Origin of the sequence: Parasedimentitalea marina, assembly GCF_004006175.1 — a bacterium.
GTDB lineage: Bacteria > Pseudomonadota > Alphaproteobacteria > Rhodobacterales > Rhodobacteraceae > Parasedimentitalea > Parasedimentitalea marina.
The window spans coordinates 58,572-77,342 of the sequence record NZ_CP033223.1; the positions used below are offsets into that span (position 1 = coordinate 58,572).

The window sequence follows — 18,771 nt, forward strand, 5'->3', positions numbered from 1 at the left end:
TACAACTTGGAGAAAGCCCATGATGAAGACATTCAAAGGACTGGCCGCGGCCACCCTGACAGCATCCTCAGCACTGCTTGCCTCTTCTGCCGCAGCAGATGTTGAGATTGAGTATTGGCAATATTTTTATGACGCCCGTGTAACGGCGATGGAGCAGCTGATTGACGGGTTCGAGGCTGAAAACCCCGGCATCACCGTTAAAATGACCCATTTCCCCTACGCGGATTATCGCACCAAAGTGGCCGCCGCGATCCCCGCAGGGGAGGGGCCTGATGTTGTTCAGCTGTTCTATGGCTGGTTAAACGACTACATTGCTGCCGACTTGATCCAACCCTTACCGGTTGATACTTTTTCGCCCTCGGACGTCGACAAAGACTTCTTTCCGATGGTTCAGGCGATGAAAAAGGATGGCGTTTACTACGCGCTCCCCACAGCAGTGCGCAGCTTGGCGTTGTTTTATAATCAGCGTCTATTCGACGAAGCTGGCATTACCGAACCACCTGCCAACCTGAACGACCTGATCGAGGTCGCAAAGAAGCTAACCAAACGCGACGGCGCCGGAAATATCACTCAGGTCGGCATCACCACCGGCATGACGGCGCAGGATCACCATTGGTTCCGTGAAGGTTTGATCCGCCAGTTTGGCGGCACACCTTATAACGATGGCTACGATACCGTGTCGTATAACAGTGAGGCCGGCGCCGCCGCATTGCAGTATTATACCGACCTTGAAAAACTGCATGGCGTCACGGCCTCGGGGTTTATGGATGAACCGCAAGCCGCATTTAAGGCGGGCAGGGCAGGAATGCACATCGACGGATCATTCCGTATTGGCTCGCTCAAGGCAATCCGGGGGCTGAAATGGGGCGTGGCTGAATTGCCGGCCGCTGTCGACGGCACCCAGTCCAACTATTCTTCGTATTGGGTCAACGCCGTGACCACCAAAGCCGAGGGTGAGAAATACGAGGCATCGTTAAAGTTCATGTCTTACATCACCTCTGATGCTGCCATGCAGATCTGGCTCGACGTGGTCGGAGAATTGCCGGCAAAACCATCGGTTGGGCTGACCGAGGCCAACGCGAATGACCCCGTTTTCGGACCCTTTATCAAAGGACTCTCCTACGCGCATACAACTGTATTTGCGAACGAAAGTTCTCAGCGGCAGGTACTGGTCGATATGGTGGCCCGTACGGATATTGAGGATCAGCCAATTGCCGAAAGTCTGGCGATTGCAGCTGAGGCTGAGCAAAAAATCCTAAACGAATATTACGCGGATTAAGCCTTTCCCCCAGGGCTTTTGCTCTGGGGGGTTTGTCTCTTTGACCATTTAACATCCGGACATCCGATGAACCTCTATCGCAACCTGACAATTAAGCAGAAACAGATTGTCTGGGCCTGGACCTTTTTAGCTGTACCGGTCGTCTTTTACTCAGTGATCCGGTTTTATCCCACCGCAACAGCAATTCTGATTTCATTTCAAGACTGGAACCTGCTGGGCGCGCGGACCTGGGCGGGTTTCGACAATTACATAAAACTTTGGAATGATCCGGTGTTCTGGAAAGTCTTCCGCAATACCTTTGCTTATCTATTGATCGGCACGCCGGTCTCATTGGTACTGTCTTTTGTGATTGCTTATCACTTGGACAAAGTCCGCTTTCTGCATGGCTTTATGCGGATGATGTATTTCTTACCCTTTATGACCAGCGCCGTGGCAATGGCTTGGGTCTGGCGCTGGTTTTATCAAGCGGTTCCCATTGGGTTGTTCAATAATATTCTGGCCAGTTTTGGCATTGCGCAAATTGAATTCCTGAACTCAACCACAAATGCACTGCCGGCCGTTTTGGCCCCTGCGGTATGGGCCGGGCTGGGATTTCAGGTGATCATTTTTATGGCAGGTATCCGCGCCATTCCAACGTCCTACTACGAAGCCGCGCGCATAGATGGAGTGGGATGGTGGGTGGTGCTGACGCAAATCACCCTGCCACTGCTGCGCCCGACCATTGTGTTCATTGTTGTCTTCTCATCGATCGGTTTTTTGCGAATTTTCGACCATGTGTTCAACATGACCACAAACAATCCGGGCGGGCCGCTGAATGCCACCAAACCGCTGGTGCTCATGATCTACGACACTGCGTTTAACAGTTTCAATATGGGCTATGCTGCCGCGCAGACTGTGGTGTTGTTCACCATCCTCATGATCGTTAGCCTGATCCAGTTGCGCCTGCTGAGGAGCAACTGACATGAGCACAACAGACATAATCCGCCCCACAGCAACCGGTTTGATGGCCAAGCAATCCAAGCCTGCAACCCGCAACATGGGGCAAATCTTGCGCTGGCTGGCCTTGTTTGGCGGCGGAGTGCTGATGGTAATGCCCATCGCCTACATGATCTCGACCTCGCTGAAGTGGCCGCATGAAGTCTATAATGTTAATCTGATCCCGGTTGAGCCGACGTTAGATAACTACTTGTACGTGCTTGAAGATGGGCGGTTTTATATGTGGTTCATCAACTCGGGGATCATCGCGATTGTGACCACAATATCCAACCTGCTGTTTGACAGTCTGGTTGGCTATACCCTGTGCAAATTCAAATTTCCCGGCCGCACAATTGTCTTTATTGCCATCCTGTCGACGCTGATGATTCCGACAGAAATGTTGGTGATCCCCTGGTATTTGATGAGCCAGTCTTTTGGGTGGCTGGACAGCTATTGGGGGATTATGTTCCCAGGTCTTATGACTGGATTTGGCACCTTTCTGATGAAGCAATTCTTTGAAACCGTGCCCGACGACTTCATAGAGGCGGCCCGGATTGATGGTCTGAACGAATTGCAAATCTGGTGGACGGTCGCAATGCCGCTGGTGAAGCCCGCCTTGGCAGCCCTGGCAATCTTTGTCTTTTTGGGCAATTGGACCGCGTTTTTATGGCCCCTGATCGTCACCAACTCTACCGAGATGTACACCATTCCTGTCGGTTTATCGGGCTTTGGTGACGAAGCCGATGTGGCCTGGGAGTTGATCATGACCGGGGCCGCGATATCGACCATTCCAACCCTGATCGTGTTTTTGATTTTCCAACGCTTTATCATTCGCGGCGTTGTCATGGCGGGGCTCAAAGGATGACCGACAATAGCGTATTTCCTGATCCGACCTACAAAGAGACAGTCCTGGCACCATTGTTCGAAGGGGTCAAAAATAACTATGCCGGCTACATGGGCGAGGTGAACAAGGCGCATCTGGTGATGTTGGTGGAAACCGAAATCCTGTCGTCCGAACAAGGCCGCGATATTGCCATCGCACTAAACGAAATTGACGCCGAAAACGATATCAGCTCTCTGACGTATTCCGGCGAGTATGAGGATTATTTCTTTTTGGTCGAGGCCGAGTTGCGCAAACGGCTGGGCGATCTTGGTGGTGCTTTGCACACCGCAAGGTCTCGCAATGATATGGACCACACCCTGTTCAAACTGGCCCTGCAATCACGGGCGGAAACGCTGTTAGGGCAGATCCACCAACTGGCAAACGCGCTGATCAACAAGGCAACAACAGAGCAGGACACGTTGATCGTGGCCTACACCCATGGTCAACCGGCCCAGCCAACTACCTTTGGTCATTATTTGGCTGCCGTGATCGAAGTTTTGCTGCGCGATGCCGACCGTTTGAACGCGGCCATTGTCGGCTTGGATCATTGTCCCATGGGCGCAGCCGCGATCACCACCTCAGGGTTTCCAATCAATCGCGAGCGGGTGGCCGATCTGTTGGGTTTTGCAGGCCCATTGGTTAATTCCTATGGCTGTATCGCGAGCGTTGATTACATCACTGGTCTGTATTCAGCGATCAAGCTGGTTTTCCTGCATTTGGGGCGGGTCGTTCAGGACATGGCCTTCTGGTCAGCCTTTGAAGTGGGCCAGCTCTATGTTCCCAACGCCTTAGTTCAGATCAGTTCCATCATGCCGCAGAAGCGCAACCCGGTGCCGATTGAACACATGCGCCATTTGGCCTCGGTGACGGTGGGACGTTGCGACACGATCGTAAACACAATGCACAACACTCCGTTCACCGATATGAACGACAGCGAGGGCGAAGTGCAACAAGCGGGCTATGCCGCCTTTGAAAGCGGTGGCCGAGTTTTGGAGTTGCTCGCGGCGTTTTTACCCGCCTGTCAGATCAATTCAGATCGGGTAGCAAAGACCACAGATGCGGCCTGTATCACCATCACAGAACTGGCCGACACATTGGTCCGTGACGAAGGGCTGAGTTTCCGGCAAGCCCACGATGTTGCAGCGCTGACAGCAAAATCCGTCATCGAGCGCAACAGTTCCCTGGCGCATGGATTTTCAGATTTTTCTATTGCCTTTCAGACCCAAACGGCAAGAACAACGACATTGACCCAAACTCAATTTGAAACAGCCGTTTCAGCTCAGGCTTTCGTATCAAGGCGAGACCGAACCGGCGGTCCTGCACCTGTCGCCTTGCAAAGCGCACTAACGGCCAGTTTGAACCAACTGACAGCGCTAGGCACGCAGCAGCACCAACGGTCTGAACGCAGAGCCAACGCCTCTGTCCAATTGCAACAGGCCTTTACGACCCTAACGGAGCACTGATTTATGGCTAATCTCGCCCTTCACAACCTTGTAAAATCTTACGGGAAAACCGAAGTGCTCCATGGTATCAATCTGGAGGTCCAGGATGGAGAATTCATCGTTTTTGTTGGCCCATCCGGGTGCGGAAAATCAACTACACTGCGTTTGATCGCCGGGCTGGAAGAAACCACCTCGGGTACGATCGTCATTGACGAACGTGAAGTGAACAATTTGGAGCCCAAGGAACGCGATATTGCAATGGTGTTCCAGAATTACGCAATCTATCCACATATGTCGGTAAAGAAGAACATTGCCTTTGGGTTGCGATCCTCCAAGGCCTCAAAGGCTGCAAAAGAGGCACGGATACAAGAGGTTGCCACAATTCTCGACATGGTCAATCTGTTGGATCGAAAACCGTCTCAATTGTCAGGCGGGCAACGCCAGCGGGTCGCCATTGGTCGCGCCATGGTGCGCGATCCTGCCGTATTTTTGTTTGATGAGCCGCTGTCCAATCTAGACGCACAACTTCGCACACAGATGCGATTGGAAATCAAAAAACTACACCAGCGTGTTGGCAACACCATTGTGTTCGTCACCCATGATCAGGTCGAAGCCATGACCATGGCTGACCGGATTGTGATCATGAAAGATGGGCACATTCAACAAGTGGGCACACCAGAGGAGGTTTATCACAATCCTGCCAATACCTTTGTCGCTCAATTCATCGGCGCACCGTCAATGAACTTGCTGGCCGGTGAAAAAACACCGGATGGCATTCGCCTGTCTTCTGGCCGAACGGTTCGTACTGATCGGTGGGCAACCCAGCAACCGGGAAAAGTTCAACTGGGTGTACGGCCAGATGATTTGCAGATTGGCGGCGAATGTACGCTGATTGAAGGCCAAATCACTCTCCGAGAACCCCTTGGGTCCGAAACCCTAATATATGTTTCTACAGATCAAGGCGAACTGATCGCCAGGGCGGACGGACGATACCCACCAGCCGTTGGCGAAAGCATCTTATTGGGTGTTGACCCTATTGATCTCTATCTGTTTGACGCCGTGGACGGAAAATCTCTCTCATGAGACCCGTTAACGGCCGGTCCGGAATCCTGTGTGCAGGGCGGCTCTATTGTGATCTGATCTTCTCAGCTGTTCCCCGAATGCCAACACTTGGTACCGAAGTCTTCGCAGAACATTTGACGCTAAGTGCCGGCGGCGGCGCTTTTATCACAGCGGCAACTTTACAGGCATTGGGCCAGCCCGCTTCGTTGCTTACGACCCTGCCGGCAGCTCCATTTGACGAGGTCGTCAAATCCGACATCAAAACTTGTAACGTCAACGCCAGCCATTGCAGCCCAGCACGAAATGGGGACAGCCCCCAAATCACGGTCGCAATTGCAAACTCGGAAGACCGTGCTTTTCTCAGTCACCAATCAGGTCGGGCCATTCCTGACATTGTGAGCAGCAACCTTGAGGAATTCCAGCACCTCCACATCGGAGAGCTCCGCAGTCTCGTTGAACACCCAAAGCTCATTGATCAGGCGCGCGCTGCTGGACTGTCGATATCTCTCGACTGTGGCTGGGATGACGAGGTGATGTCAGGGAAAATCGACGTCGCGCCTATCATCTCTGCCGTGGATATCTTTTTCCCAAACAAGGTGGAATTTGAACACCTCTTGGCTTTGGGTTTACCCGAGAACTTGGCGCCTTTGACCGTGGTTAAATGCGGAGCAGAGGGCGCGCGATCACTGGATGCACGTGGATGGCAAAGCGCACCCGGTGACCCAACCGAGGTCATCGACGCAACGGGTGCGGGAGATTCATTTAACGGCGGGTTTTTATCCGTATGGCTGGAAAATGGCCCCTTGATGCGCTGCATGGAGCGGGGCAATCAATGTGGGCATATTGCTGTCCAAACTAAAGGTGGATTTGGCGCCTATGAACACTGGCACAAGCTGACGTAAGTCATTTTTCATGTCCCCAACGGGTGCACATCTTGGTGGACGGGTTGAACACAATTGGGCCCCAACGCGTAATAGGCGTTATGTAATCAAAGTAAAGCTGAGCCCAACTCACCACTTAAGCCTGAGCAACATTCCAATTATGCAAAACGCTCGGTACCGGCTGGCTCACTCCTCCAATGAAACCCATAGAACGCGGGCGTCCTCGGCGCTGGTGGACACGCACCCATGCCCCATACCGCTATCATAGTAGACACTATCACCCGCAGTCATCATCAGCGGCCGGTAATGTTCGGTGTACAGTGTCAGCGAGCCACTAATTACATACATGAACTCCTCGCCGCGGTGGCGCACCCAGCTTTCAAAGACACTGACATCGCGGGCCTTGATCGTACTGATATAGGGTAGCATGCGCTTGCTGCTCAGTTCCGTGCACAGCAGTTCGTGATCATATGTGGCGGTTTCTTGATGTTCGCCTTTACCGGTCAGCGTATAGTCACGACGACCGGAAATGTCACTTTTACCGGATTGCACAAACAGCTGAGGCGTCTTTAGATCCAGGGTCTGCATCAGACGTCGAATGATATCGAAACTTGGCTTGGTTTGGTTGTTTTCAATCTTGGACAAGGTCGACCGCCCAATGGCAGCAGCCCTGGCAGCCTCCTCCAATGTCAGCCCCTTTGCTTTGCGCGCATCCCGAATCATTTGACCCAAAACCAGCCCATCCGGCGCCTCACCGATCTCACCAATCGGGCCGGTCTCTTCTTTCTGGACGGGTTCCATAGGCGTTACTCCTGTATCCACGCAGTATTATTCTGCATCACCCTACACAAATATTCCCTCAATATCAATTTTGTTGCCAATAGGGGAAAAGTTTCCTATAGGAACATCAACACATAGACCGCGTATACAAGCGCATACATTGTTGATTTTATCCTGACGAACATGGAGACTGTCAGATGCACAGGTTTGACGCACCGGCAAGGCACCAACTAACCGCCAACCGGAATTGCCCAAACCGAACCCGTCTTACTGCCTCTCCATCGTACAGCCCAGCCTCGCCCCCACAGAAAGGCCTAAAATTATGACCGATGCTGCGAAACGCACACCGTTGTATGATCTTCACGTCGAACTTGGCGGTAAGATGGTTGATTTTGCTGGCTGGGAGATGCCGGTTCAGTACCCGATGGGCATCATGGGCGAGCACAGCCATACGCGCGCCAAGGCGGGGTTGTTTGACGTCAGCCATATGGGTCAGGTGATCCTGCGCGGGGCGGATGCGGCCAGCAAACTGGAAACCCTGGTGCCCTCGGCGCTGACCACCCTGAAAGAGGGCAAGGCGCGCTATACGTTCTTCACCAATGACGACGGTGGCATCATGGATGACCTGATCGTCGCCAATGCCGGTGATCACCTGTTTGTGGTGGTCAATGCCTCGATGCGCCACCAGGACATCCCGCATATGGCCAAGCATCTTGATGGGATCGAGGTCACCGAGATCTTTGATCGCGCGCTCATCGCGGTCCAGGGTCCGGCGGCGGAACATGTGGTGGGCGATCTGTGCCCCGCCGCACGTGAGATGAGCTTCATGCAGACCATGGAGGCCGAGATCATGGGTGTTGACTGCCGCATCTCGCGGCTGGGTTACACCGGCGAAGACGGCTTTGAAATCTCCATCCCCGAAGCCAAGGCGATTGCGATCTGCCGCGCTTTTCTGGCCCATGAAGACTGCGAGCCGGTTGGCCTCGGGGCGCGCGACAGCCTGCGCCTGGAATCCGGATTGTGCCTCTATGGCAATGACATCGACAATGACACCTCGCCGGTCGAGGCCTCGCTGACCTGGGCGATGCAGAAACGCCGCCGCGAGGAAGGCGGATTTCCCGGCGCGGCCCGCATTCAGCGCGAGCTGGCTGAGGGCACTGCCCGCAAACTGGTTGGCATCAAACCCACTGGGCGCGCCCCGGCCCGTGCCGGTGTCGAGGTCCAGGATCTGGACGGCACCGTGATCGGCACCATCACCTCGGGCGGATTTGGACCCTCGGTCGGCGCCCCGGTTGCGATGGGATATGTCGCCACCGACTTCAGCACCCCAGGCCAGAAAATCAACCTGATCATCCGCGGCAAGGCGCAACCGGCTGAGATTGCCGCGCTGCCTTTTGTCCCCCAAAACTACAAACGCTGAACCCCAGGAGTTTCGAACATGACCACCTATTATTCCGAAGAGCACGAATGGGTCACCGTCGAAGGTGAGATCGCCACCATTGGCATCACCCAGCACGCCGCCGACCAGCTGGGCGAGATCGTGTTTGTCGAACAGAAAGAGCCCGGCGACGATTTTGAAAAAGGCGACGACATTGGCGTCATCGAATCCGTCAAAGCCGCCTCGGAAATCTACGCGCCTGTGGACGGCGAAGTGCTCGAGGCCAATGGCGCCCTCGAGGACAATCCCGGCGCGCTGAATGACGCCCCCGAGGGCGATGCCTGGATCTACAAGATCAAGCTGACCAATACAGACCAGCTCAGTGATCTGATGGATCTGGACGGCTACAAGGCCTTCATCGGCTAACCGCCCCCCCTGATGCGGATCCGCCACCGGGCGCAGGCCGCATCTTCATCTTTTCAAAAATACTCCCGCCGGAGGCTCCCCTCCTCCCGGCCTGCGCTGATCTCTCCAAAGGAACACCCCCATGGCCTTCAAGCTGACCGATTACGAAGCCTATGATTTTGCCAACCGCCGCCACATTGGCCCCAGCCCGCGTGAAATGGCTGATATGTTGCAGGTCATCGGCTTCAAAACCCTGGACGAGTTGATCGACGCGACGGTCCCGGCCTCGATCCGCCAGACCGAAGCCCTGGACTGGGGCCCGGCCATGACCGAGCGCGACGCCCTGTTCCACATGAAAGAGGTCGCCAGCAAAAACAAGGTGCTGACCTCGCTGATCGGCCAGGGCTATTACGGCACCTCCACCCCGGCGCCGATCCTGCGCAACATCCTGGAAAACCCGGCCTGGTACACCGCCTATACGCCCTATCAGCCAGAAATCTCGCAGGGCAGGCTTGAGGCGCTGTTGAACTTCCAGACCATGGTCAGCGATCTGACCGGCATGGACATCGCCAATGCCTCGCTGCTGGACGAGGCCACCGCCGCCGCCGAGGCCATGGCGATGACCAAACGCAGCAGCCGCTCCAAGGCCAATAACGCCGCCTTCTTTGTTGATGAAAACTGCCACCCGCAGACCATCGCGGTGATCAAAACCCGTGCCGCGCCGCTGGGTGTCGAGGTGATCGTGGCCAACCCGGATGATCTGGAACCCGAAACCGTCTTTGGCGCCATCTTCCAGTATCCCGGCACCTATGGCCATGTGCGCGACTTCACCGCTGAAATCACCGCGCTGCACGCCAACAAAGGTCTGGCCATTGTCGCCGCCGACATTCTGTCGCTGGCGCTGCTGAAATCCCCCGGTGAAATGGGCGCCGATATTGCCATCGGATCGACCCAGCGTTTTGGCGTGCCGATGGGCTATGGCGGTCCCCACGCCGCCTATATGGCCACCACGGATAAGCTCAAGCGCGCCATGCCGGGCCGCATCATTGGTGTCTCGGTCGACAGCCACGGCAACAAGGCCTACCGGCTGGCGCTGCAAACCCGCGAACAGCATATTCGCCGTGAAAAGGCCAATTCCAACGTCTGCACCGCCCAGGCGCTGCTGGCGGTGATGGCCTCGATGTATGCGGTCTATCACGGTCCCGACGGCATCAAGGCGATCGCCCAGTCGGTGCACCGCAAGACCTCACGTCTGGCCGCCACCTCGAAGAGCACGGCTACACCGTCGAGCCCGAGGTGTTCTTTGACACCATCACGGTTGACGTGGGTCCGCTGCAGAAAACCGTGATGGAGGCGGCGGTGGCCCGCGGCATCAACCTGCGCAAGGTCGGGGCCACGGCCGTGGGCGTCTCCCTTGACGAACAGACCCGCCCGGAAACCATCGAGGCGGTCTGGGGCGCCTTTGGCATCGACAAACAGGACGACAGTCAGGCCAACCGCGACTATCGCCTGCCCGAGCACGCCCTGCGCGACAGTGCCTATCTGACCCACCCGATTTTCCACAAAAACCGGGCCGAGGCCGAAATCACCCGCTACATGCGCCGTCTTGCGGATCGCGATCTGGCGCTGGACCGCTCGATGATCCCGCTGGGGTCCTGCACCATGAAGCTGAACGCCACCGTCGAGATGATCCCGGTCACCTGGCCCGAGTTCAGCAACCTGCACCCCTTTGTGCCGCAGGATCAGGCGCAGGGTTACACCCAGATGATCGACGATCTGAACGATAAACTGTGTCAGATCACCGGCTATGACGCGATCAGCCAGCAGCCCAACTCGGGCGCGCAGGGTGAATATGCCGGCCTTTTGACCATCCGCAACTATCACGCGGCCCGGGGTCAGGCGGGGCGCAATGTCTGCCTGATCCCCACCTCGGCGCATGGCACCAACCCGGCCACCGCGCAGATGGTGGGCTACAAGGTGGTGCCCATCAAGGCGGATGCGCACGGCAATATCGACATCGCCGATTTCCGCGCCAAGGCTGAATTGCACTCGGACAGGCTGGCCGCCTGCATGATCACCTATCCCTCGACCCACGGCGTGTTTGAGGAAACCGTGCAGGAGGTCTGCCAGATCACCCATGATCACGGCGGTCAGGTCTATATCGATGGCGCCAATATGAACGCCATGGTCGGTCTGGCCCAGCCCGGTAAGATCGGCGGCGATGTCAGCCACCTGAACCTGCATAAAACCTTCTGCATTCCCCACGGCGGCGGCGGCCCCGGCATGGGCCCGATCGGGGTGAAATCCCACCTGACCGCGCACCTGCCCGGCCACCCTGAATACGGCTCGGCGGTGGGTCCGGTCTCGGCGGCGCCCTTTGGCTCGCCCTCGATCCTGCCGGTCAGCTGGGCCTATATCCTGCTGATGGGCGGCGCCGGTCTGACCCAGGCCACCAAGGTCGCCATCCTGAACGCCAACTATATCGCCGCCCGCCTGAAAGACGCCTACGGTGTCCTCTACACCTCCAAAACCGGCCGCGTCGCCCATGAGTGCATTCTCGACACCCGCCCCCTGGCCGATGCGGGCAATGTCACCGTGGATGACATCGCCAAACGTCTGGTCGACAGCGGTTTCCACGCCCCGACCATGTCCTGGCCGGTGGCCGGCACCCTGATGGTGGAACCCACCGAGTCCGAGCCCAAGGACGAGCTGGACCGGTTCTGCGACGCCATGCTGTCGATCCGCGCCGAGGCCCAGGATGTCATCGACGGCAAGATCGACGCCGACAACAACCCGCTGAAAAACGCACCCCACACGGTGCGCGATCTGGTCGGCGACTGGGACCGCCCCTACAGCCGCGAGACCGCCTGTTTCCCGCCCGGATCATTGGGCGTCGACAAATACTGGTCCCCCGTCAACCGCGTCGACAACGCCTACGGTGACCGAAACCTCATCTGCACATGCCCCCCAATGACTGACTACCAAGACGAAACTTAAAACAACAATCAGCCCCGTCAAATAAGACGGGGCCAACCAAAACAGGTCAGGAGCAGTTCGCCATCCGCTGTCCAAGATCCAACAACAAGCTCGGGTAAAACTGCGGACCCAGTGGAATGTCTGTTCCCATCGGGTCAATCACTGCTGTTTTGGCCCCGGTGCCATCCATGACTGTCGCAACCAATCCCGGATTGAACTGCGGTTCTGAAAACACGCAGCTCACCCCCAGTTCCGCTACCGTTCCTCGCACTTCGGCCAGCCGTGCCGGACTGGGTGACGATGCATCGCTGAGTGAAATTGCCGCCAATGCCGACAGATCAAAACTGGTCTCAAAATACTGATAGGCATCGTGAAAAACCACAAATCCACCCTCACGCAGCGGCGCCAGCCCGGCGTCAATGATGACCACAGCCTGATCTATCTCTGCCCTGCCAGCCGCAGCGTTTGCACGGTATGCCTCGGCGTTATCCGGATCAAACTGCGCAAGTTCAGTGGCCGCCAGGTCCAGCCATAGCTTACCATTCTCTGGCGCCAACCAAGCATGCGGATCTACACCTTCATGGCCATGATCATCGTGCGCATCTCCGTCATGTCCGTCTTCTTGATGTTCGCTCTCTTCGTGCCCGTCTTCTCCATGATCATCGTCGTGACCGGCAAACCGCGCACCTTCGCGAAACGGCAGAACCGTCACGCCGTCGCTGTGCAGCAACTCTATCACCTTTGCACCTGTCGCTAGATTGTCTACCGATCCCTCCAGCCAGGGGGTCAACGTCTCGCCCATCCAAAACACAAAATCTGCCCGGCTCAACGCCCTCGCCTCGGACGGGCGCATCGAATAGCCATGCGGCGAAGCGCCTGGCTGCACCACCAGATCCGGAGTGCCTACCCCTTGCATCACTCGGGCTACCAGCCCATGCACCGGTGCGATATCGGTGGCCACAAGCGGCACATCTGCCTGCCCCGCACCCGTGAATGTCAAGCTGGCCACGGCTGCAACAAAGGATATCATTTGGGATGATCGTAACATAGGATGCCTCGTGTGATCTTATAACATTACATGGCTTGTTAAATGTCATACTATAACATATCAAGCGATAAATGACCTGATCCAGCGGAGACGTGACAAATGGGTTCTCTTGGCTTTACGACCCACGACCATGCAAACTGCATCAACGACTGCGTTGCGGCCGCCGACCAGCAGTGCCTAGAACAGGGGCTGCAACTGACCCCTGTGCGCCGCCGGGTTTTGGAAATCCTGCTGCAACAGCACCAGTCGCTTGGGGCCTACGACATCCTCGACCTCCTGCGCAGCGAGGGCCTGGGGTCTCAGCCGCCTGTCGCCTACCGCGCACTGGATTTTTTGGTCAAACACGGCTTCGCCCACAAGATTGAGCGTCTGAATGCCTTTATCGCCTGCACCCATCCTGGCGAAAATCATGCCCCCATTTTCATGATCTGTCGTCAATGTAATGCCGTCGCCGAAACCCATACCAACCTGAACGACGGCCAGCTTGGTCAATTGGCGCAGGACGCAGGATTTCAGATCGAAGGCACTGTAGTCGAGGTAGAAGGCCTGTGCCCCAAATGTCAGGACCACCCCACACCATGAGCCTGGTCACGTTGCAGGATCTGACCATCCGTCACAGCGGCAACCCCGTTCTGACGAATGTCAATTTCACCATCACCAAAGGCGAGATCGTCACCTTGGTTGGGCCAAACGGCTCGGGAAAGTCCACGCTTTTGCGGGCTGTCATTGGCGCCTTGCGACCAAATTCCGGCCAGGTGATCCGCGCCCCTGGTCTGCGCATCGGTTACGTTCCGCAGAAGCTGCATATCGACCCCACTTTGCCCCTGACCGTGCGCCGTTTTCTGAGCCTGCCGACACGTGTTCCAAATTCCATGGCAGATCAAGCCCTGGACCAAGCTGGGGCTGGCCCGCTGGCAAATCGGCAGATGTCCCGTCTGTCTGGCGGACAATTTCAACGGGTCCTGCTGGCCCGGGCCTTGCTGTGCAATCCACAATTGTTGATCCTGGACGAGGCGACGCAGGGGCTGGATCAACCGGGATCCGCCGCATTTTATCAACAGATCGAAACCGTCCGCCAGCAGCTGGGTTGCGCGGTCTTGATGGTCAGCCATGAATTGCACGTGGTTATGGCGGCCTCAGATCGGGTGATCTGCCTGAATGGCCACATCTGCTGCGAAGGCGAGCCCGAACATGTCGCCTCGGCCCCCGAATACCGCGCCCTGTTTGGCACCGGAACCCAGGGGGCACTGGCCCTGTACCGGCACGAGCATAACCATTCGCATGACAGCGACTGCGATCATCACAGTCACGAGGCCGCAGAATGATTTTGTTTGACAGTTTTCTGATTTATGCCGCTTTGGCCGGCCTTGGCGTTGCCATCGCTGCGGCCCCTTTGGGCTGTTTCGTCGTCTGGCGCCGGATGGCCTATTTTGGCGACGCCACTGCGCATGCCTCGATCCTTGGCGTGGCGCTGGCCCTTAGTTTTGAAATATCGATCTTTGCCGGAGTACTGATTGTGGCGCTTTTGATGGCCGCCACCGTCTCAACGCTCAGCAATCGCGGCTATGCCATGGACACTATTTTGGGTGTCCTCGCCCATTCAGCGCTGGCTTTTGGGCTTGTGGCAGTTTCCTTTTTGCAAGGTGTGCGGATCGATCTGATGGCCTATCTGTTTGGCGAAATACTGGCCGTTGGACTGCTGGACCTGACTGTCATCTGGGCCGGAGCCTTGCTGGTTCTGTCCTTGCTGTGGTGGCGCTGGTCGGCCTTGCTGACGGCGACGCTAAACCCGGATCTGGCTTATGCCGCAGGCATCGACCCCCGCCGCGAGCAACTGGTCCTGACGTTGGCGCTGGCGCTGGTGGTTGCGGTGGCCATCAAAGTTGTCGGCGTGTTGCTGATTTCCGCAATGTTGATTATCCCCGCTGCCACGGCCCGTCCCTTTGCCGGTACGCCGGAACGCATGGCGGTGATGGCCGCCGCGATTGGCGGATTATCTGCTCTTGGTGGGTTGCAGCTGGCCTTTGCATTTGACACGCCGACCGGGCCGACAATCGTATGCCTGGCCGCCTTGCTGTTTACCCTGTCCAGTGTGACTACCCTCTTATTTCGCGGCCCCTCTGCCTAACGTCCTGGCAATTGACGTTTAGGTCCCGGTCCGCAACACTTCACCGGTTTCGGGAAGGCTCTCGATGGCGCCCAACAGGGCCTTCTTGTTGATGGGTTTGCTTAGAAATCCGTCCATCCCCGCCTTCAGGCATTTCTGTTTGTCGGCGGGCATTGCGTTGGCTGTCAGCGCAATAATCGGGCAATGAGCACGCTGTTCCGTCGCCTCCAACTCGCGAATGATCGCCGTGGCTTCCAGCCCATCCATTTCTGGCATCATCATATCCATCAAAATCACGTCAGGGCAGGAGTCACAGTACATTTGCACGGCTTCAATTCCATTGGCTGCAACCAGGATGTCTATCGGAGCATCCTTTAGCATTTTGCACACCACCAATTGATTGGTCTTATTGTCCTCTGCCAGCAGGACCCGCAGTGTCTTGGTTCTTTGGGCCTTATCCTCAAGGTCAGACCCAGCGCCTGAGTGCAGTGGGGTCAGATGCATCGACCGACTGATCACACCGTGCAGTTGTGCTGACCGTACCGGTTTCAGGGCCAGTTCGCAGGGGCTAAGTGTCTGTTTTGTTGTAGCATCCAACGATTGTTCGACCGACGATAGGATCACCAGAGGCAAGGTTTCATGGTCTGGAATGGCCCGGATCCGGCAGGCCAGTTCAAGACCGTTCATACCTGGCATTTGGTAGTCCTGTAGCACCAGATCAAATGCCCCGGTGCGAACACCAGCTGCCGCCAAAACCTCCAGCGCCTCGGCGCCAGATGACGCCAGTGTGCAGTCCATGCCCCAGGTTGTCAGACGCTCAAACAGGATCCTACGGTTCACCTCAAGGTCATCGACCACCAAAACTCTCAACCCTTTCAAGTCCAGAGAACTTGACCAGACAGGTTCACATCTCTCGTCGCTAACCAACAATGGCAATTGCATTGTGAACACCGAGCCGGTTCCCGGGTCTGATCGGGCCGAAATTTTACCCCCCATCAATCGCAACAATCGGGTTGAGATTGCCAAGCCCAGCCCCGTGCCTTCAAAGTTCCGTGTTGCAGCCCCGTCGACCTGCTCAAATGCATTAAAAATGTGCTCAATCTTGTCTTCGGGAATACCAATGCCGGTGTCGGTGACGGATATGTCCAAATCACAAACATCACCATTCATGATCCCTGACACATCAATAAAGACATATCCCTCCAACGTGAATTTGACCGCGTTGCCAACAATATTGGTGATCACCTGACGGATTCGGCCCACGTCTCCTTCAAAGACTGTTGGAAGGTCAGGATCAAAGCGCAAAGTGACCTCGACACCCTTGCTTGCGGCATTTGGTGACAACAACGTCACCACATCTTCCATAGAAGTCTGAAGATTAAAGGTGCACGATTCCAGTTTTAATTTACCCGATTCAATTTTCGAGAAATTGAGGATATCGTTGATGATCGTCAAAAGCGCCGCACCGGATGTGGAAATGGTCTCGGCGTACATTTTTTGATCTTCGTCGAGGTCGGTTTCGAGGATCAGCTCGGCCATACCAATCACCCCATTCATTGGGGTCCGTATTTCATGAGACATATTGGCCAGAAATTCAGATTTGGCCCCATTGGCCACTTCTGCCGATTCACGCGCCTGTTCCAGGGCAAACTCGCGCTCGTCTCGCTCAACAAATGTGTCCTCCATCACCCCAACCGAAAAATTCAGCGCAGCGTATTCTCGAGAGGCGTACCACGGCAATCTCATCGATGGTCGTTTCAGGCCCGAAATCACGTCTGACATCCGCTGATGGATCATCTGCAATGGCCGCATCGCCAGAATGTGAACAAGGTATAAAACAAGCGCAGACAGTGCTGCGACTGACAGCACCGTCCAGAGAATGGTTTGACGCACCTTTTGTTGCAACATGAGTTGACCTTCGCTGGTGGACCACTTGACCACCATGTGCGCAAAAACCATGCCGTCCCATTCAATCGGCCGGTCATAAATCACATAATTCCTTGGCTCTTCCGTTGCCAAGGCCTGGCCCGCTGCAATGACTTTCCTATCTTCACTCAAGATCTGTATTGCCAGTATTTTTGGATTGCGCGCGATCGCCTCGTGCAGGCCCGTTTCAAGAACCGGCACATCCTCGACGATGATAGCATCAAGCATCAAGCCGCCAAGCAAAGAGACCGTGAGAGCCGCCTGTGCATCCAGTTGTTGCGTCATGCGCTGGGTCTCGTAGCGCCGTGCCAGGTCACCGACAACCAGGGCGACCAAAGACGCCGCGAGTGCCATCGACACTACAATCTGGAACAAGATACTCGTACGCTTCATCAAAAAAGCCTCTCATACCATTTAAAACAAACGACTTTGGTCCATCGCCTGGCGTACAAAATTGTAATCGTCGTCAGTTCCTTCCAAAAACCCATTTTTGAGAATCTGCCGCACGGTTTCTTGGTTGTCCGACGCCAGCATGACACGGCGCATCGCAGCCACAATCCTGGGCGAAACTTCAGCACTGGCCAGCCAGGGCTTGGTCACATTGTCGAATGACAGCAGCACCCGGATAGGAACGCCTTTGGCCACCAGCTTCTTGTAAGTGCTTTCTTTTAGCGCACCGGCTGTAAACCGGCCCGCGCCAACCGCTTCGCCAACCAGATCATGACGGCCAAGGTAATCAAAACCTTGAAGCTCGGCACTGCTGATCCCTGCCTCTAGCAAATGGGACTGCGCCAGATACCGGCCAATCGTGGACAGTTCATCCCCAAAAGCAAAACTCTGCCCGGACAATTGTTCCAGTGAATGAATGTCGCTGTCCGCATGAACCACGATCACACCGTTAAAACGCTTTCCACCATTTTTGGCTTCCATCGCCACCAGTTGAATCTCTGAATTTCGGTCCATGACGTGCACATATGAGGCCGGACCAAAGCGCGCGAAGTCCACTTCACTGGTTGCCAAATGGTCAATTCCAGCGTCGTATTCCTTGGCGATTTTCATCTTTATGGTGACCGGTTCATCCAGGTCCACGCTCATACGGTCGGCCAGGAAAGTTAAAAATGGGCGGTACTTTCGAACCGTGTCAGTCGGCTTATCGGCAGCATAGGTTCCAAACGTCAGTGTCACGTCCGCCTGCGCGGCCATTGGCAAGGCAACAAGCCAGCCGACCATGGCCACAATTCCCAGTTGAGCGACACAACGTGGTACAGGCAGGTACCGACTGACTATTCGAAACATAAACAAAACAGAACTCATAACATAATCCTCAGCTAAAAGGTCCAACACACGATCCGGTTTCTCCCAATACTATTCTGGTCACGGCGATCAAAAGATAAGGTTAACCCAGTTCGGTATTTCCATCTAATTTGTCGATTTTATTGAGTTTTATTGGGACATTAACCAAACAGTAACGTTTGTGACGTTTTCATGACAACTTGACAAAAATTTTATGGACGGCGTGAAATCGACCGGCGTGAACAACCGTGACAAGCTACATTCCCCCTCACTTTCTGCATTGGCCTATCAGGATTGACCGTACACTTACTACGTGTGTAGCCGCCATATTATTGC

Annotated in this window: 15 protein-coding genes and 1 pseudogene; 12 read left to right on the forward strand and 4 right to left on the reverse strand. The window is 55.6% G+C overall.

Annotated elements, in window-relative coordinates; all coding sequences use genetic code 11:
• Positions 1-22: 22 nt before the first annotated feature.
• The 6 genes from EBB79_RS24125 (at position 23) to EBB79_RS24150 (ending at position 6,543) form a co-directional block, all read left to right on the forward strand.
• Positions 23-1,279: an extracellular solute-binding protein gene (locus EBB79_RS24125; protein ID WP_127751572.1), complete on the forward strand. Its 1,257-nt coding sequence runs from the start codon at positions 23-25 to the stop codon at positions 1,277-1,279.
• Between the two features lie 66 nt (positions 1,280-1,345).
• Positions 1,346-2,239: a carbohydrate ABC transporter permease gene (locus EBB79_RS24130; RefSeq protein ID WP_127751535.1), complete on the forward strand. Its 894-nt coding sequence runs from the start codon at positions 1,346-1,348 to the stop codon at positions 2,237-2,239.
• Between the two features lie 43 nt (positions 2,240-2,282).
• Complete coding sequence (locus EBB79_RS24135) at positions 2,283-3,119, forward strand: carbohydrate ABC transporter permease (protein ID WP_238705194.1); 837 nt, start codon at positions 2,283-2,285, stop codon at positions 3,117-3,119.
• Positions 3,116-4,600: an argininosuccinate lyase gene (gene argH, locus EBB79_RS24140; protein WP_127751537.1), complete on the forward strand. Its 1,485-nt coding sequence runs from the start codon at positions 3,116-3,118 to the stop codon at positions 4,598-4,600. Before EBB79_RS24135 ends, argH begins: the two co-directional genes overlap by 4 nt.
• 3 nt (positions 4,601-4,603) lie before the next feature.
• Positions 4,604-5,662 (forward strand): ABC transporter ATP-binding protein, encoded by a 1,059-nt coding sequence (locus EBB79_RS24145; RefSeq protein WP_127751538.1) that lies wholly within the window; start codon positions 4,604-4,606, stop codon positions 5,660-5,662.
• Positions 5,659-6,543: a carbohydrate kinase family protein gene (locus EBB79_RS24150; protein ID WP_127751539.1), complete on the forward strand. Its 885-nt coding sequence runs from the start codon at positions 5,659-5,661 to the stop codon at positions 6,541-6,543. The genes EBB79_RS24145 and EBB79_RS24150 overlap by 4 nt, the downstream gene beginning before the upstream one ends.
• A 165-nt stretch (positions 6,544-6,708) precedes the next feature.
• Here the strand turns inward: EBB79_RS24150 and EBB79_RS24155 are convergent, their stop codons facing one another.
• Positions 6,709-7,323: a helix-turn-helix domain-containing protein gene (locus EBB79_RS24155; protein ID WP_127751540.1), complete on the reverse strand. Its 615-nt coding sequence runs from the start codon at positions 7,321-7,323 to the stop codon at positions 6,709-6,711.
• A 301-nt stretch (positions 7,324-7,624) separates the two neighbouring features.
• On the opposite strand from EBB79_RS24155, the gene gcvT reads away from it, so the two are divergent.
• The 3 genes and pseudogenes from gcvT to gcvP all read left to right on the forward strand — a co-directional run bounded on the left by gcvT (position 7,625) and on the right by gcvP (position 12,082).
• Positions 7,625-8,722: a glycine cleavage system aminomethyltransferase GcvT gene (gcvT, locus tag EBB79_RS24160; protein WP_127751541.1), complete on the forward strand. Its 1,098-nt coding sequence runs from the start codon at positions 7,625-7,627 to the stop codon at positions 8,720-8,722.
• An 18-nt stretch (positions 8,723-8,740) separates the two neighbouring features.
• Complete coding sequence (gcvH, locus tag EBB79_RS24165) at positions 8,741-9,106, forward strand: glycine cleavage system protein GcvH (protein ID WP_127751542.1); 366 nt, start codon at positions 8,741-8,743, stop codon at positions 9,104-9,106.
• A gap of 121 nt (positions 9,107-9,227) precedes the next feature.
• A pseudogene (gene gcvP / locus EBB79_RS24170) lies at positions 9,228-12,082 on the forward strand (aminomethyl-transferring glycine dehydrogenase).
• Between the two features lie 46 nt (positions 12,083-12,128).
• Here gcvP and EBB79_RS24175 read toward each other — a convergent pair.
• Complete coding sequence (locus tag EBB79_RS24175; protein ID WP_164860921.1) at positions 12,129-13,109, reverse strand: zinc ABC transporter substrate-binding protein; 981 nt, start codon at positions 13,107-13,109, stop codon at positions 12,129-12,131.
• A 99-nt stretch (positions 13,110-13,208) separates the two neighbouring features.
• Here EBB79_RS24175 and EBB79_RS24180 point away from each other — a divergent pair, with 99 nt between their 5' ends.
• Genes EBB79_RS24180 through EBB79_RS24190 form a run of 3 tightly spaced genes read left to right on the forward strand, consistent with a single transcriptional unit; the run spans position 13,209 to position 15,237 of the window.
• Positions 13,209-13,691, forward strand: coding sequence for a transcriptional repressor (locus tag EBB79_RS24180; RefSeq protein WP_127751543.1), 483 nt, complete (start codon positions 13,209-13,211; stop codon positions 13,689-13,691).
• A complete protein-coding gene (locus EBB79_RS24185) occupies positions 13,688-14,434 on the forward strand; it encodes an ATP-binding cassette domain-containing protein (RefSeq protein WP_127751544.1) in 747 nt (248 codons plus the stop codon). The genes EBB79_RS24180 and EBB79_RS24185 overlap by 4 nt, the downstream gene beginning before the upstream one ends.
• Positions 14,431-15,237, forward strand: a complete 807-nt coding sequence (locus EBB79_RS24190; protein ID WP_127751545.1) for a metal ABC transporter permease — start codon at positions 14,431-14,433, stop codon at positions 15,235-15,237. Before EBB79_RS24185 ends, EBB79_RS24190 begins: the two co-directional genes overlap by 4 nt.
• 18 nt (positions 15,238-15,255) lie before the next feature.
• On the opposite strand, the gene EBB79_RS24195 is transcribed toward EBB79_RS24190, so the two are convergent.
• Positions 15,256-17,535 (reverse strand): response regulator, encoded by a 2,280-nt coding sequence (locus tag EBB79_RS24195; protein WP_127751546.1) that lies wholly within the window; start codon positions 17,533-17,535, stop codon positions 15,256-15,258.
• Positions 17,536-17,556: 21 nt separating this feature from the next.
• Positions 17,557-18,372 (reverse strand): PhnD/SsuA/transferrin family substrate-binding protein, encoded by an 816-nt coding sequence (locus EBB79_RS24200; protein ID WP_238705195.1) that lies wholly within the window; start codon positions 18,370-18,372, stop codon positions 17,557-17,559.
• Positions 18,373-18,771 lie beyond the last annotated feature (399 nt).

What these genes read in the sequence shown, in the direction of transcription:
- EBB79_RS24195 (WP_127751546.1), bottom strand. Translation starts at nt 17,535, where the DNA reads ATGAAGCGTACGAGTATCTTGTTCCAGATTGTAGTGTCGATGGCACTC.
- argH (WP_127751537.1), top strand. Translation starts at nt 3,116, where the DNA reads ATGACCGACAATAGCGTATTTCCTGATCCGACCTACAAAGAGACAGTC.
- EBB79_RS24150 (WP_127751539.1), top strand. Translation starts at nt 5,659, where the DNA reads ATGAGACCCGTTAACGGCCGGTCCGGAATCCTGTGTGCAGGGCGGCTC.
- EBB79_RS24185 (WP_127751544.1), top strand. Translation starts at nt 13,688, where the DNA reads ATGAGCCTGGTCACGTTGCAGGATCTGACCATCCGTCACAGCGGCAAC.
- EBB79_RS24125 (WP_127751572.1), top strand. Translation starts at nt 23, where the DNA reads ATGAAGACATTCAAAGGACTGGCCGCGGCCACCCTGACAGCATCCTCA.
- EBB79_RS24175 (WP_164860921.1), bottom strand. Translation starts at nt 13,109, where the DNA reads ATGTTACGATCATCCCAAATGATATCCTTTGTTGCAGCCGTGGCCAGC.
- EBB79_RS24135 (WP_238705194.1), top strand. Translation starts at nt 2,283, where the DNA reads ATGGCCAAGCAATCCAAGCCTGCAACCCGCAACATGGGGCAAATCTTG.
- EBB79_RS24155 (WP_127751540.1), bottom strand. Translation starts at nt 7,323, where the DNA reads ATGGAACCCGTCCAGAAAGAAGAGACCGGCCCGATTGGTGAGATCGGT.
- EBB79_RS24130 (WP_127751535.1), top strand. Translation starts at nt 1,346, where the DNA reads ATGAACCTCTATCGCAACCTGACAATTAAGCAGAAACAGATTGTCTGG.
- EBB79_RS24180 (WP_127751543.1), top strand. Translation starts at nt 13,209, where the DNA reads ATGGGTTCTCTTGGCTTTACGACCCACGACCATGCAAACTGCATCAAC.
- EBB79_RS24200 (WP_238705195.1), bottom strand. Translation starts at nt 18,372, where the DNA reads ATGGTCGGCTGGCTTGTTGCCTTGCCAATGGCCGCGCAGGCGGACGTG.
- gcvT (WP_127751541.1), top strand. Translation starts at nt 7,625, where the DNA reads ATGACCGATGCTGCGAAACGCACACCGTTGTATGATCTTCACGTCGAA.
- gcvH (WP_127751542.1), top strand. Translation starts at nt 8,741, where the DNA reads ATGACCACCTATTATTCCGAAGAGCACGAATGGGTCACCGTCGAAGGT.
- EBB79_RS24145 (WP_127751538.1), top strand. Translation starts at nt 4,604, where the DNA reads ATGGCTAATCTCGCCCTTCACAACCTTGTAAAATCTTACGGGAAAACC.
- EBB79_RS24190 (WP_127751545.1), top strand. Translation starts at nt 14,431, where the DNA reads ATGATTTTGTTTGACAGTTTTCTGATTTATGCCGCTTTGGCCGGCCTT.